The sequence below is a fragment of the Yersinia sp. J1 genome (genome assembly GCF_050586585.1).
GTDB lineage: Bacteria > Pseudomonadota > Gammaproteobacteria > Enterobacterales > Enterobacteriaceae > Yersinia > Yersinia entomophaga.
In genome coordinates this window covers 22,926-36,844 of sequence record NZ_JBOBDP010000023.1, presented here as the reverse complement: position 1 = coordinate 36,844, position 13,919 = coordinate 22,926, and the positions used below count along the sequence as shown (strand labels likewise).

Below are 13,919 nucleotides of genomic sequence, written 5' to 3'. Positions count from 1 at the left end.
TCCGCGCAGGCCGCAACTGCTAATTTCAATTAAAATGATCGTTTGCTGCATTCCACAGCAAAACCCCGCTTTATACCTTGTTGTGCACAAACTTATCCACAGATGCAATCTGAACTGAAAATTGACGAGCATCACGCAATCGTTTTCGCTACAATTCCCCGCGTCGAAAATGCGTGTCGATATTCATAAAATATTGTCCCCGCGGATCGATTATTGGCAAAAGGATGCAAGCGGAGCTGAAATTAGGCGTGTTTTTCTACTTTTCACGCAATTCCACTCCTTTGTACCCGGCAGAAAACCCATTTCGGGACGTTATCTGAATCTGTTCCTTTCTATATAGATAGAAGTGCAAGGTAGAGATTCACGTAACGCTCTATTTATAGCGAATGAAAAACTGCGATTCCAAAGCCAAGGGATAAAACCATGCAACAACGCCGTCCAATCCGCCGTGCTCTGCTTAGTGTGTCTGATAAAGCAGGTATCATTGAATTCGCCGAAGCGCTTTCTCAGCGTGGCATCGAATTGCTCTCCACCGGCGGCACCGCGCGCCTGCTAGCCGACGCAGGCCTGCCGGTTACCGAAGTTTCTGATTACACCGGTTTCCCGGAAATGATGGATGGCCGTGTTAAAACCCTGCATCCTAAAATTCACGGCGGTATTCTCGGTCGTCGCGATCAGGACGATGCCATCATGGCAGAACATGATATTCAGCCGATCGATATGGTCGTAGTAAATCTGTATCCTTTCGCCCAAACCGTTGCTCGACCGGATTGCTCCTTAGAGGACGCCGTTGAGAATATCGATATCGGCGGCCCAACCATGGTGCGCTCCGCCGCCAAGAACCACAAAGACGTGGCCATCGTAGTGAAGAGCAGCGACTACGCGGCAATTATCACCGAGCTGGATAACAACGACGGTTCCCTGACTTACCCAACTCGCTTCAACCTTGCTATTAAGGCGTTTGAGCATACTGCCGCCTACGACAGCATGATCGCCAACTACTTTGGCTCTATGGTTCCTGCCTATCACGGCGATACCGAGCAGCCTGCTGGCCGCTTCCCACGGACCCTGAATCTTAACTATATAAAGAAACAGGATATGCGCTACGGTGAAAACAGCCACCAGCAGGCCGCCTTCTATATAGAAGAGGAAGTGAAAGAAGCTTCCGTTGCTACCGCAGAGCAACGGCAGGGCAAAGCGCTTTCTTATAACAACATAGCCGACACCGATGCCGCGCTGGAATGCGTGAAAGAATTCAGCGAGCCAGCCTGTGTCATCGTCAAACACGCAAATCCATGTGGCGTTGCTATCGGGGATTCCATTCTGGCAGCCTACAACAACGCATATAAAACCGATCCGACTTCCGCGTTCGGCGGCATTATCGCCTTTAACCGCGAACTGGATGCCGAAACCGCTCAGGCTATTATCAGCCGTCAGTTTGTCGAAGTGATTATCTCCCCAAGCGTTAGCGCGGATGCCCTGAAACTATTAGCAACCAAGCAGAATGTGCGCGTTCTCACCTGCGGTCAGTGGCAAGGACGATCTGTCGGTCTGGATTTCAAACGCGTCAACGGCGGTTTGCTGGTGCAAGATCGTGATTTAGGGATGGTGACTGAAGCGGATCTTCGCGTAGTGTCCAAACGTCAGCCAACGGCTCAGGAGCTGCGTGACGCATTATTCTGCTGGAAAGTTGCGAAGTTCGTTAAATCCAATGCCATTGTCTATGCTCGCGATAACATGACCATCGGTATAGGCGCAGGCCAGATGAGCCGCGTCTACTCCGCCAAGATCGCCGGGATCAAAGCCGCAGACGAAGGCTTGCAGGTGGCCGGTTCCGCCATGGCGTCCGATGCCTTCTTCCCGTTCCGTGACGGTATTGACGCTGCCGCCGCCGTGGGTATTACCTGTGTGATCCAACCGGGCGGTTCGATCCGCGACGACGAAGTGATTGCAGCGGCAGATGAACATGGCATTGCCATGATCTTCACCGATATGCGCCATTTCCGTCATTAATTAACCTCACGGAGTTATCCCGATGAATATTTTGATTATTGGTAACGGCGGTCGCGAACACGCTTTGGGCTGGAAAGCCGCGCAGTCACCTCTGGCGGATAAAATCTATGTGGCCCCGGGTAACGCCGGTACCGCGCTGGAACCGCGACTGGAAAACGTTGATATAGCCGCAACGGATATCGCCAGCCTGGTCGCTTTCGCTAAAAGCCACGATATCGGTCTGACCATCGTTGGCCCGGAAGCTCCGCTGGTGATTGGCGTGGTGGATGCTTTCCGGGAAGCGGGTTTGACTATCTTTGGCCCAACTCAGGCTGCGGCGCAATTGGAAGGCTCTAAAGCCTTCACCAAAGACTTCCTAGCCCGTCATGATATTCCGACGGCGTTTTACCAAAACTTCACCGAAATCGAACCGGCCTTGGCCTACGTTCGTAAGATAGGCGCACCTATCGTCATCAAAGCTGACGGTTTGGCCGCGGGTAAGGGCGTGATCGTAGCGATGACGCTCGAAGAAGCGGAAACCGCCGTTCACGACATGCTGGCAGGCAACGCTTTTGGCGATGCGGGTCATCGTATCGTGGTGGAAGAATTCCTCGATGGCGAAGAAGCCAGCTTTATCGTCATGGTCGATGGTGAAAACGTATTGCCGATGGCAACCAGTCAGGATCACAAGCGAGTTGGCGATGGCGATACCGGCCCGAATACCGGCGGTATGGGCGCTTATTCACCGGCTCCGGTAGTAACCGATGAAATTCACCAACGAGTGATGGATCAGATTATCTGGCCAACGGTGCGCGGTATGGCGGCGGAAGGCAATGTGTATACCGGTTTCCTCTATGCTGGCCTGATGATTTCTGCAGAGGGTCAACCTAAAGTGATTGAGTTCAACTGCCGCTTTGGCGATCCGGAAACTCAGCCGATCATGCTGCGGATGCGTTCTGACTTGGTCGAGCTTTGTCTGGCTGGCGCTCAAGGCAAGCTGAATCAGAAAACCTCCGATTGGGATGAACGACCGTCATTAGGCGTGGTGCTGGCTGCGGGCGGCTACCCTGCCGAATATCGTCAGGGAGATGTCATTCACGGGTTGCCACAGCAGGAAATCGCAGGTGAAAAGGTGTTCCACGCTGGAACCCGCCTAGCTGGCAATAATGACGTGGTGACCAACGGTGGCCGAGTGCTCTGCGTGACCGCTTTAGGCAAAGACGTCGCGGATGCACAGCAGCGGGCATATCAGTTGGCTTCAGACATTCATTGGGAAGGTAGTTTCTGCCGGAAAGATATCGGCTATCGCGCTATCGCTCGCGGTAAATAATCTGGTATTCCAGAGGGCGCAACGCCTGCGCCCTCTTCTTCAGTCCAGGCTACAAACATCCATTTCGATACAAGCATGCTAAATAACGCGGTATTAACGCTACAAACTGCCGGGCTCTGGCTCCCAACGACAAAAATCTTCATTTGCTACTAACAACAACTCTTGCCCTTCCGGCGCATTCAACCAGGCGACACCGAGTGGTTGCTGCGTATTACTCGCCCGTTTAGCCAGCCACGCCTGCGCATAGTCTTCAAACTTAGGCCGCTGAACGCTGCCGCTACAGCTCGTCAGCACGCCATTTTGCAAGCGACCTTGAATCAGATCCACATTACCGGCACGTAGAGTGGTACTCAGTTCCAGAATACGTTTGGCTTCAAACTGATGAAAAGCGATCTCATCCGCCGTCAGCAGCTCGCGGCGCGAGGCCAGTTGGCGCTGCATAAAACTCACCGCACCCTGTTCATCAAAACGAAGTTGGATGGTTTCTGGATTTTGGCCGATATCGTTTCGCCGAATTTGGCGCAGAATTCCGTGCTGATATTCATAGAAGGCCACGCGAGTGACACCGCCCTGGTAAGGGCTGTAAACGCTCATAATCACTTGGGGATGTTGCTGAGAATCATCCTGACGCCAGATGCGAACTACACCGCTATCGGCAATGTAACCGCTGGCACTGAACTGGGGGGAATCGGAATGGCTGCTACAGGCGCTGAGACCAATGGCAAAACCCAAGGTCATCAGCACCCGCCGCATAAACAAAAGGGGCTTTGCCACCCCTCTGCTTATTATTTTCACTGACACACTATTATTTAACAGAGTCTTTCAGTGCTTTGCCAGAAACGAACGCAGGAACGTTAGCTGCAGCAATTTTGATTTCTTTACCGGTCTGTGGGTTGCGGCCAGTGCGTTCGTTACGATGATTCACTTTGAAAGTACCGAAACCAACCAATTGTACTTGCTCGCCTTCTTTCAGAGACTCGGTAATGGCAGCCAGAGTGGACTCCAAAGCAGCTTTAGCTTGGGTTTTGGAAAGGTCCGCTTTGTCCGCGATTACGTCAATCAGTTGAGTCTTATTCATAAGTTATCCTTACAGTGTGTTTATCGTTTGCAAAGCATCGAGTGCGACGGATATGCCGAATGACAGCACTCTCCTGCATACACGCACCGATAGCCACTTTTTTTCGCCCCCCAAATGTAGAACAGACAGGGGGCAGATGTGAAGCCTTAAGGCACGACAAATCAGGCGTTAAATCACGTTTTCTTGCCTTATTGCGTTAAATTTATGCCAATGTTACTCACAGCGGCTTCCCGCAGGTCAGATCGTAACCCTTTGATCAGATCTAAATCGCGTTCTTCACAGTCGGCCAACAGGCGGAAAATCTCCCATTGGATGTCCCATTCTTCTTCAACCGCCGGTAAAACTTTCAGTTCTTCGTCGGTCATTTCTTTGCCAGCCTGAGTCATTTCCAGCATGGCAACGGTGCGAATTGACGTCTCGCTGATAGCAATAGCATGTTCCAGAGTTTCACCGCTTAAACGCGAGTGAATGGCCTCACCTAATGCAATGCAGGCATCAATGGCTGGATACACGCCGTAAATGGCGTAATCGTCAGCGGAAGGAATCGCTTCTTCGAGCTTTTCCAGTTGGCTATCGAAGTTCACTTTGGCGTCTTTTACCACCAGCGTTTCCCAGATCAAATCCAGAATACGTCGATAAACCGCCGGATCGCCAAATTCGGTTTCCAGGCAAAATTTCTGGTAATTCGGATACATACGCTCACATAAGCACGCCATGAAAGTCAGATGTTGCCAGCTTTCCAGCTTTTCGAGACGTAAATGGATTGGGTTACGTAACATGATCAGATCTCATTCTTCATTATCTGCGCGGCAGTGTACCCGAAATTAAATCATATACCTATGAGAGAAAAACCGCCTCGCTCGGTGCTAAATAAGATAATTTCAGAAATGCCAATCGTCCTTCATGTTAATCTGCCAAGGTGACTAATTGGTACAAAGCTAATTATTTACTAGAAAATAAATATACCTACACCTGCTTCGTCCCACTTCCAATCACGCCAACACGGTATCAAATCAAGCCAGATTCATAATCAGCGCAAGATGAAAACCGCCTGATCGATCACAGCAAAACATCTTCTTGCTATTAAGCAGGTCAATGCCAACGGAACCGGAGTGACCCAATGATACGAGCATTATTAAAAAATAAATGGATATTTAGTCTTCTATTCTTCGCTGAGACAGCGCTTTCTGCCGATCTTCTCGATAAGGTATTACGTGAAACTATAGTTTATCAATCTGTTATTGATGCCTCATCGGGGAAAACATTCACAATCCGGATTAATCTGTACCAACCGGCGGGAAATGGCCCTTTTCCGCTGGTTATTCTCAATCACGGAATTGATCCTGACGGAAACCAAAATGAGCGCACGCGCTTTCACGTTGCGGCTCGCGAGTTTGTGAAACGCGGCTACGTGGTGATGGCGCCACAGCGTTTCGGATTTGGTGGTTCTGAAGGACCTTTTGACATTGTGCCCTGCCAACCTGATAGCTACGCTTCCCGTTCGCTGCAAGAACTGAATGCCACTCTAAGCCATGCCCGCCAGTTGCCCTATGTGGATAATGAGAAAATCATTATTGCCGGTCACTCCGTAGGAGGACTTATCACAATGAAGGCCGGAGAACAGGAGATGCAGGGCGTGAAAGGCCTGATTAATATGGCGGGCGGTTATAAATGGCCTGACTGCGACTGGAAAACACCCTTGAGGGCAACTATGCAGCAGGCAGGACACTCTTCCCTTCCCTCGTTATGGGTTTATACGGAAAATGACTCGTTATTCTCAATTGAGCTGGGTAGGGCCATGTTTGAGTCATATCGGGAGAATTGGTTAAAAACTAATGGTGCTCATGAAGTAATGCCACGTTTTGTTGCGTTAAAGCCCTTTGCCAATGAAGGCCATGCTTTTTTCCAGTGGCAGGATGGAGTCCAGTTCTGGTGGCCTCCCGTGGAGCTATTTTTGACCGAATTGGGTTTACCAACGGCGATTGTCACAGACATCACTGCGCCCAGCCGAACCGAAGCCAGCGGTTTCGCCAGTATCAATGACGTCGAAAGTGTTCCTTTTAGCGAACGCAATAAAGAAAGTGGACAAGAGGCTTATAAACAGTTTTTAGATGCAAAGTCGCCACGGGCTTTTGCATTGAGTGAAGATGGCGATAGCTGGGGCTGGTTTAATAGACAAAATAACGTACTGGAAGATGCGCTGGAGCTTTGTAATAACAATACGCTAAAAGCCTGTCGGATTTACGCCAACGACGGTGATGTGGTTTGGTAATATTTCACGCCGGACTGATATCTGACAACGAATCCGGCGAGTTTTTTTAACCTTTTGTCGCTATTGCCAGCCAACGCTGAAAAGCAGGTCGATTCGACGCGATAGCATCAGCCCAACGTGTTGGCTCCGGTAAACGGTAACCCCGCATACAGTTTTGAACCCAAACCAATGCGCTATCCATACTGATACGGTGCCCTGGCGAAATAAACAGCGGATTACAGCGCGGTTTACTCCGCCATACCCAGCCCAATGGTTCATCCCCATCAATCAATGGTTGCAAGGTATTGTTTTCTAAAGGGGAAAACTGACCGCACAGGCGACTTTTCGCCACGCCAATGGTTGGTACATCCGCCAGCAGGCCAAAATGGCTGGCTACGCCTAATCGACGTGGATGCGCAACACCCTGCCCGTCCACCAGCACTAAATCGGGCCGATGCTGTAACTGCGCCCAGGCCGCCATCAACGCGGGATACTCACGAAAAGAAAGCAAACCCGGAATATAGGGCAAGGAAGTGGCAACTCTGGCTATTTGATATTCCACTAACTCAAGGGAGGGATAACGTAGAATGGCGATAGCCGCTCGCGTTACCGTCCCCTGTTGCTCAAAACCGACGTCGGCACCGGCAATCCATTGTGGCACCCTGAAGTCAGGATCGTCATGGAGGATAATTTCCGCGGCTCGCTGTCGTTGTTCCTGACGCAATCCCTGAGTATCCACCCTGTTTCCTCCGCTTAGACGTGGTTTTATCGATACGTAATATTAATTTATACGCGATCTTGGTTTAAACATGATATTGGCGCGACAGGTTGTGTACCGCTTCAACGAATACGCCCGCATGCTCTGGCGGCACATCCTGATGGATACCGTGGCCCAGATTGAACACGTGGCCTTCGCCATGCCCAAAGCCAGCCAGAATCGAGCTTACCTCCTGCTGAATACGTGCTGCTGGCGCATACAACACCGAGGGATCCATATTGCCTTGTAGAGCCACTTTATCGCCCACGCGACGACGTGCTTCAGCGATATCCAGAGTCCAATCCAACCCTAATGCATCACAACCGGTTGCCGCCATTGCTTCCAGCCACTGTCCGCCGCCTTTGGTGAAGAGAGTGACTGGCACACGACGGCCGTCGTTCTCGCGGATCAAACCGGCGACAATTTTGTGCATATATTGCAGGGAGAATTCGAGGTAGTCACGGCCAGTCAATACGCCGCCCCAAGTATCAAACACCATCACCGACTGCGCACCGGCTTTAATTTGCGCATTCAGATACAAAATCACGCTATCGGCCAATTTATCCAGCAGCAGATGCAACGTAGCCGGTTCGGCATACATCATTTTTTTCAGCTTGGTAAAGGCTTTGCTGCTACCACCTTCGACCATATAGGTCGCCAGCGTCCACGGGCTACCAGAGAAACCGATCAGCGGCACTTGCCCTGCCAGCTCGCGGCGAATGGTGCGTACTGCGTTCATCACATAGCCCAGTTCTTGCTCTGGGTCCGGTATTGGCAGTTTTTCGACGTCAGCACGACAAGTAATCGGTGATTGAAAACGCGGGCCTTCGCCCGTTTCAAAATAAAGCCCCAATCCCATTGCGTCAGGAATGGTCAGAATATCGGAGAATAGGATCGCCGCGTCCAGCGGATAGCGACGCAAAGGCTGCAAAGTGACTTCACAGGCTAACTCTGCGTTCTTACACAGCGCCATAAAATCCCCGGCCTGCGCACGGGTCGCCTTGTATTCTGGCAAATAACGCCCCGCCTGCCGCATCATCCATACTGGGGTAACATCTACGGGCTGACGAAGTAAGGCGCGCAGATAACGATCGTTCTTCAACTCATTCATATGGGGCTCCCTTAATGATCTGGCGCTATTGTAGCATGCCTGATTTAGCTGTCCTGTTCGGTGCGGCACAATGCCACGGTATCTTCAATTAAACGGCGGGCTACAGTACCGGGCGGCGGCAACAGCGGCAGTTGATCGTAACGATACCAATTGGCGTTGAGCAATTCTTTTGGATCGTGGCGCAATTCGCCGCTGTCATACTCCGCCATAAAAGCAATCATCAATGAATGCGGGAACGGCCAGGGCTGCGAGGTCACGTAGTGTAGATTTTTAATACGAATATTGCTTTCTTCCATCACTTCGCGGGCGGTCGCCTGTTCCAGCGTTTCGCCCACTTCGACAAAACCTGCTAATACCGTATGAATGCCGCCACGATGACGCACATGCTGAGCCAGCAAAATTTCTTCGCCGCGCCGAATCGCTACGATTACGCAGGGCGCGATTTGCGGATAATAACGTTCACGGCAATGGTTGCACAGACAGGCCCATTCGGTGCGGCTGGCATGCATTTGATGACCGCAGTAACCGCAAAAACGGTGAGATCGGTAAAACTCCGCCAATTGCACGCCACGACCAGCCAACTGGAATAAACCGCGATCGACATCCAGTAACTGACGCACCGATCCCATTTCGCTGGACATCAGTTGGCGAATTAACCAAACCGCCTGCCCTTGCCATTCGCCGATCTGTCGGGCCGTTTTTCCCTGTAATGACCAAAGTGCCGCGCTACCGTAGGGTAATTCCCCTTTGGGCAGCCACAATTTGTTCTCATGGCTAACGATCCACCAGCCATGTTCCTCACCTGTAAGTTGTAGTTCCATATCGTTGTTGCACAACCTCGACTTCACTGGCAATCTAGAATCTGGCTTGTTACATTTTTGTAACCTACCGTTACTTTTTCTTACTCACGGAGTCAATCATGCTCAACCGACTGGAAAGCCTGACTCAACGCGTTGGCGGCAGTAATGAATTAATTGATCAATGGCTTCATGCACGCAAAGAACTGTTAGTCTCGTATTGCACCGTGATCGGTATTAAACCGCTAAAGGAAAAGCATACCCCGCTCAATCAAAAAGCGCTGGAGAACTTTTGCCATAATTTGGTGGATTACCTCTCCTCCGGCCACTTCCATATTTACGACCGAATAATCAAACAGGCAGAAGGTGCCTCTAGCCCAAAAATGGCGCTGGCAACCAAGTTCTATCCGGCGCTAAAAGATAATACTCAAACTATCATGGCTTTCCACGATCGCTATACCGACAATGAGATCGATCAGGATAGCTGCTTCGAATTCCATCAGGCATTATCGGACATCGGCGAAGCGCTTGACGCTCGTTTTACTCTGGAAGACAAATTGATCCAACTGGCCGCCGAATCCTGGGAAGCCGCTCACCCTGCGGCCACCGAAGATCCGAAGAATTAACGCCATTATTCGCGCGGATCTATTACGCAAACTTGAGCTTACACTGAGTCGCGAGCATTTGGATCACAGCCCAAATTCAAAACGACAAATAAAATAGCTTATAAGACAGACTTGTAGTTTTTATTCTCTCTCCTATACTGAGGCTTCTTGTCGGAGTGCCTAGCGCAGGCTTTTTATCCAAGCAACGCGCAGGCTGAGACCGTTAATTCGGGATCCGCGGAACCTGATCGGGTTAGTACCCGCGAAGGGAACAAGAGTAATTTATCGCTATCGCACGGCTTTCACCTTTAATGGATGAGCTCCGTCGCACCTGGCTAACATCGTTACTCCCGCCAAGCTCCAGACAAGCAATTTTCCCAATAAACCACACTGGTAGGAATTTGCTATGTCTAATAATACTCATGCTTCTCCATTGGCTGCATCAGCCAAACCCAAAGCCCGTCCACGCAAAGAACAACGTGAAGATGCCCAACAGTTTATCAATACGCTACAAGGCGTTAGCTTCCCTAATTCTCAACGGATCTACCTGCAAGGCTCAAGATCGGACATTCAGGTGCCGATGCGTGAGATTCAGCTCAGCCCAACCTTAATCGGCGGCGGCAAAGACGATCCTCGCTATGAAGATAACGAAGCGATTCCAGTCTATGACACCGCGGGTCCCTACGGCGATCCTCAGGCCAAACTAGATGTTCACGCAGGATTACCGAAACTGCGCGATAGCTGGATCGCCGATCGTCAGGATACCGAAATGCTGGAGGGCGTAAGCTCCGGTTTCACTCAGCAGCGTTTAGCGGATGAAGGTTTGGATCATTTACGTTTCGAACATTTGCCACGCCCTAAAAAGGCGATTGCGGGCAAATGCGTAACCCAACTGCACTACGCCAGAGCGGGTATCGTCACGCCGGAAATGGAATTTATCGCTATTCGGGAAAACATGGGTCGTGAACGTATTCGCGGCGAAGTGTTACGCCACCAGCACCCGGGACAAGCCTTTGGTGCCCATTTACCGGAAAATATTACGCCGGAATTTGTTCGTCAGGAAGTCGCCGCTGGCCGCGCCATTATCCCCGCCAATATTAACCATCCAGAATCTGAGCCGATGATTATTGGCCGGAATTTCCTAGTAAAAGTGAATGCCAATATCGGTAATTCCGCAGTGACCTCCTCTATCGAAGAAGAAGTGGAAAAGCTGGTCTGGTCCACCCGCTGGGGCGCGGATACCGTCATGGACTTGTCCACCGGCCGCTATATTCACGAAACCCGCGAATGGATTTTGCGTAATAGCCCGGTGCCGATCGGGACTGTACCTATCTACCAGGCGCTGGAAAAAGTGAACGGCGTGGCGGAAAACCTGACCTGGGAAATGTTTCGCGACACTTTGCTGGAACAAGCCGAGCAAGGAGTGGATTACTTCACCATTCACGCAGGCGTACTGCTGCGTTACGTACCAATGACCGCCAAACGCCTGACCGGCATCGTCTCCCGCGGCGGTTCGATCATGGCCAAATGGTGTCTATCCCATCATCAGGAAAACTTCCTGTATCAGCATTTCCGCGAAATCTGCCAAATCTGCGCCGCTTACGACGTTTCATTATCACTGGGTGACGGCCTGCGCCCCGGTTCTATTCAAGATGCCAATGATGAAGCGCAATTTGCCGAATTGCATACTTTGGGCGAGTTAACCAAGATCGCCTGGGAATACGACGTGCAGGTGATGATCGAAGGTCCCGGCCACGTACCAATGCAAATGATCCGCCGTAATATGACAGAAGAACTGGAACATTGCCACGAAGCGCCATTCTATACGCTGGGGCCGCTAACCACCGATATCGCACCGGGTTACGATCATTTCACTTCCGGCATTGGTGCCGCTATGATCGGCTGGTTTGGCTGCGCCATGCTGTGTTACGTCACGCCGAAAGAACATCTGGGTCTGCCAAACAAAGAAGATGTTAAACAAGGACTTATTACCTACAAAATCGCCGCTCACGCTGCGGATCTGGCCAAGGGGCATCCCGGTGCACAAATTCGCGATAACGCTATGTCCAAAGCGCGTTTTGAATTCCGTTGGGAAGATCAGTTCAATCTAGCGTTAGATCCTGAAACCGCACGCGCTTATCACGATGAAACCCTGCCGCAGGAGTCTGGCAAAGTGGCTCACTTCTGTTCCATGTGCGGGCCGAAATTCTGTTCGATGAAGATCTCCCAGGAAGTGCGCGACTACGCGGCAGCGCAGGAGGCAGAGGCCCAAAAAATCCAGATCCAACCCTCATTGGAAACCCAGCAATCCGGCATGGAACAAATGTCCGCCGAATTCCGTTCTCGTGGCAGCGAGTTATATCACAGCGCCAGCATTCGTCAGGTAGAGGTCAATGATGAACAAGCCTGACGCACCTTTTGCTACTACCGAAAATCGGCTAGGACTTTATCCAGTGGTGGATTCACTGGAATGGATCGAGCGCATGCTGGAAGCTGGCGTTACTACGCTGCAACTGCGTATCAAAGACGCAACGGACATGCAGGTCGAGGATGATATTGCCGCCGCAATTGCCTTAGGTAAGCGCTATCAGGCTCGGCTATTCATCAACGATTACTGGCAGTTAGCCATCAAATACGGTGCTTACGGCGTTCATCTGGGACAGGAAGATCTGGAAATCGCCGATTTACCGGCCATTCAACGCGCCGGTTTACGCCTCGGCGTGTCTACTCATGATGAGCAAGAACTGGCGCTAGCGCGGGAACTGCGCCCGTCTTATATCGCTTTGGGACACATTTTCCCAACCGAAACCAAGCACATGCCGTCTTCTCCTCAGGGAGTCGCGGCGTTAACCCGTCAGGTCGCCAAAACCTCCGATTTCCCTACGGTTGCCATTGGTGGCATCACTATGGAGCGCGTGCCGCAGGTAGTCGCCAGCGGCGTGGGTAGCGTAGCTGTGGTCAGTGCCATTACTCGTGCGGAAAATTGGCAGCACACAACCGCGGAATTACTGCGTTTGGTTGAAGGTAAGGAGACAATTCATGCCTTATGAACAGTTGAACGATCAGGATTTCCTGCGCTATAGCCGCCAATTATTGTTGGAAGATATCGGCCCGGAGGGACAGCAGAAGTTCAAGCAGTCTAGCGTGCTGATTGTCGGTCTGGGCGGCCTTGGCTCTCCGGCCGCGCTGTATTTAGCCGCTGCGGGAGTTGGGAAACTGTGGCTAGCCGATGACGATACATTGGATATCAGTAACCTACAGCGGCAGGTTCTTTATTGCACCACCGATATCGGCCAGAGCAAAGCTCAGTTAGCTCAGCGTCGTTTACAGAATCTTAATCCGCAAATTGAAACTATCAGCCTTGATAGACGTTTAGCCGGTAGCGATCTGGCTGACGCCGTTGCCGCCGCTGATCTGGTGCTGGATTGCTGCGATAACATGGCAACCCGCCATCAAGTCAACGCTGCCTGCGTACAAGCTGGAAAACCCTTGATTAGCGGCAGCGCAGTCGGATTCAGCGGCCAATTACTGATTATCGAACCGCCTTACGCCAACGGCTGCTACGCCTGCCTTTATCCCGGAAAAGAAACGCAGCAAAGAAATTGTCGCACTGCTGGCGTCCTTGGCCCAGTTGTCGGCGTCATCGGCACCCTGCAAGCATTAGAAGCGATAAAAATGCTGGCGGGAATGCCATCGGCGCTGAGCGGGAAACTGCGCTTATTTGATGGAAAACAGCAAAGCTGGAGCACTCTACGCTTAAGCAAAGCCTGTCATTGCCAAATCTGTGGAGAAGCCCAGTGAAAGTCTCGATCAATGATGAACTCATCGAGTTGGAAGCTAACCTGACGGTCAATTCCATGCTAAGCCAATTGGGTTATGACCAGCCGGGCACCGCGCTGGCTATCAATCAAACCATCATTCCCCGTGATAACTGGGATCACCATTTGTTACTGAATGGCGATGACATTTTGCTGTTTCAAGCGATTGCCGGAGGCTGA

General features: G+C 51.2%; 14 protein-coding genes and 1 riboswitch. Of the genes, 8 read left to right on the top strand and 6 right to left on the bottom strand.

From position 1 onward, the window contains the following. Positions 1 to 423: 423 nt before the first annotated feature. Together purH and purD are read left to right on the top strand one after the other, a co-directional pair. The gene (purH, locus tag ACQ4OC_RS18735) at positions 424 to 2,013 is read left to right on the top strand and encodes a bifunctional phosphoribosylaminoimidazolecarboxamide formyltransferase/IMP cyclohydrolase (RefSeq protein ID WP_064514220.1); all 1,590 of its coding nucleotides are present in this window, start codon (positions 424 to 426) and stop codon (positions 2,011 to 2,013) included. A gap of 22 nt (positions 2,014 to 2,035) precedes the next feature. After that, the gene (gene purD / locus ACQ4OC_RS18730) at positions 2,036 to 3,322 is read left to right on the top strand and encodes a phosphoribosylamine--glycine ligase (protein WP_064514222.1); all 1,287 of its coding nucleotides are present in this window, start codon (positions 2,036 to 2,038) and stop codon (positions 3,320 to 3,322) included. Between the two features lie 99 nt (positions 3,323 to 3,421). Here the strand turns inward: purD and ACQ4OC_RS18725 are convergent, their stop codons facing one another. The 3 genes from ACQ4OC_RS18725 to ACQ4OC_RS18715 all read right to left on the bottom strand — a co-directional run bounded on the left by ACQ4OC_RS18725 (position 3,422) and on the right by ACQ4OC_RS18715 (position 5,179). Continuing rightward, a complete protein-coding gene (locus tag ACQ4OC_RS18725; protein WP_064514224.1) occupies positions 3,422 to 4,075 on the bottom strand; it encodes a DUF1481 domain-containing protein in 654 nt (217 codons plus the stop codon). Between the two features lie 52 nt (positions 4,076 to 4,127). Further along, on the bottom strand, positions 4,128 to 4,400 hold the full coding sequence (hupA, locus tag ACQ4OC_RS18720) for a nucleoid-associated protein HU-alpha (protein WP_049602190.1): 273 nt from the start codon (positions 4,398 to 4,400) through the stop codon (positions 4,128 to 4,130). A gap of 188 nt (positions 4,401 to 4,588) precedes the next feature. After that, the gene (locus tag ACQ4OC_RS18715; protein ID WP_049602187.1) at positions 4,589 to 5,179 is read right to left on the bottom strand and encodes a YjaG family protein; all 591 of its coding nucleotides are present in this window, start codon (positions 5,177 to 5,179) and stop codon (positions 4,589 to 4,591) included. A gap of 341 nt (positions 5,180 to 5,520) precedes the next feature. Here ACQ4OC_RS18715 and ACQ4OC_RS18710 point away from each other — a divergent pair, with 341 nt between their 5' ends. Beyond that, positions 5,521 to 6,672 (top strand): dienelactone hydrolase family protein, encoded by a 1,152-nt coding sequence (locus tag ACQ4OC_RS18710; protein WP_430971486.1) that lies wholly within the window; start codon positions 5,521 to 5,523, stop codon positions 6,670 to 6,672. Between the two features lie 46 nt (positions 6,673 to 6,718). Here ACQ4OC_RS18710 and nfi read toward each other — a convergent pair whose 3' ends face one another. The 3 genes from nfi to nudC all read right to left on the bottom strand — a co-directional run bounded on the left by nfi (position 6,719) and on the right by nudC (position 9,340). Next, positions 6,719 to 7,390, bottom strand: coding sequence for a deoxyribonuclease V (nfi, locus tag ACQ4OC_RS18705; protein WP_064514228.1), 672 nt, complete (start codon positions 7,388 to 7,390; stop codon positions 6,719 to 6,721). Between the two features lie 64 nt (positions 7,391 to 7,454). Continuing rightward, positions 7,455 to 8,519: a uroporphyrinogen decarboxylase gene (hemE, locus tag ACQ4OC_RS18700; protein ID WP_064514230.1), complete on the bottom strand. Its 1,065-nt coding sequence runs from the start codon at positions 8,517 to 8,519 to the stop codon at positions 7,455 to 7,457. 44 nt (positions 8,520 to 8,563) lie between these two features. Next, positions 8,564 to 9,340 (bottom strand): NAD(+) diphosphatase, encoded by a 777-nt coding sequence (gene nudC, locus ACQ4OC_RS18695; protein ID WP_064514232.1) that lies wholly within the window; start codon positions 9,338 to 9,340, stop codon positions 8,564 to 8,566. A gap of 98 nt (positions 9,341 to 9,438) precedes the next feature. On the opposite strand from nudC, the gene ACQ4OC_RS18690 reads away from it, so the two are divergent. From ACQ4OC_RS18690 to thiS, 5 genes are all read left to right on the top strand, one after another. Next, positions 9,439 to 9,942 carry an Rsd/AlgQ family anti-sigma factor gene (locus ACQ4OC_RS18690; RefSeq protein ID WP_064514234.1) on the top strand — a complete coding sequence of 168 codons (504 nt, stop codon included), beginning with the start codon at positions 9,439 to 9,441 and terminating at the stop codon, positions 9,940 to 9,942. Positions 9,943 to 10,083: 141 nt separating this feature from the next. After that, a riboswitch (TPP riboswitch) is annotated at positions 10,084 to 10,209 on the top strand. 118 nt (positions 10,210 to 10,327) lie between these two features. Further along, entirely contained in the window at positions 10,328 to 12,331 is a 2,004-nt protein-coding gene (thiC, locus tag ACQ4OC_RS18685; protein WP_064514236.1) for a phosphomethylpyrimidine synthase ThiC, read from the top strand. Continuing rightward, on the top strand, positions 12,315 to 12,971 hold the full coding sequence (gene thiE, locus ACQ4OC_RS18680) for a thiamine phosphate synthase (protein ID WP_084414301.1): 657 nt from the start codon (positions 12,315 to 12,317) through the stop codon (positions 12,969 to 12,971). Before thiC ends, thiE begins: the two co-directional genes overlap by 17 nt. Then, the gene (locus tag ACQ4OC_RS18675; RefSeq protein WP_064514238.1) at positions 12,961 to 13,722 is read left to right on the top strand and encodes a HesA/MoeB/ThiF family protein; all 762 of its coding nucleotides are present in this window, start codon (positions 12,961 to 12,963) and stop codon (positions 13,720 to 13,722) included. Before thiE ends, ACQ4OC_RS18675 begins: the two co-directional genes overlap by 11 nt. After that, positions 13,719 to 13,919, top strand: coding sequence for a sulfur carrier protein ThiS (thiS, locus tag ACQ4OC_RS18670; RefSeq protein ID WP_064514240.1), 201 nt, complete (start codon positions 13,719 to 13,721; stop codon positions 13,917 to 13,919). Before ACQ4OC_RS18675 ends, thiS begins: the two co-directional genes overlap by 4 nt.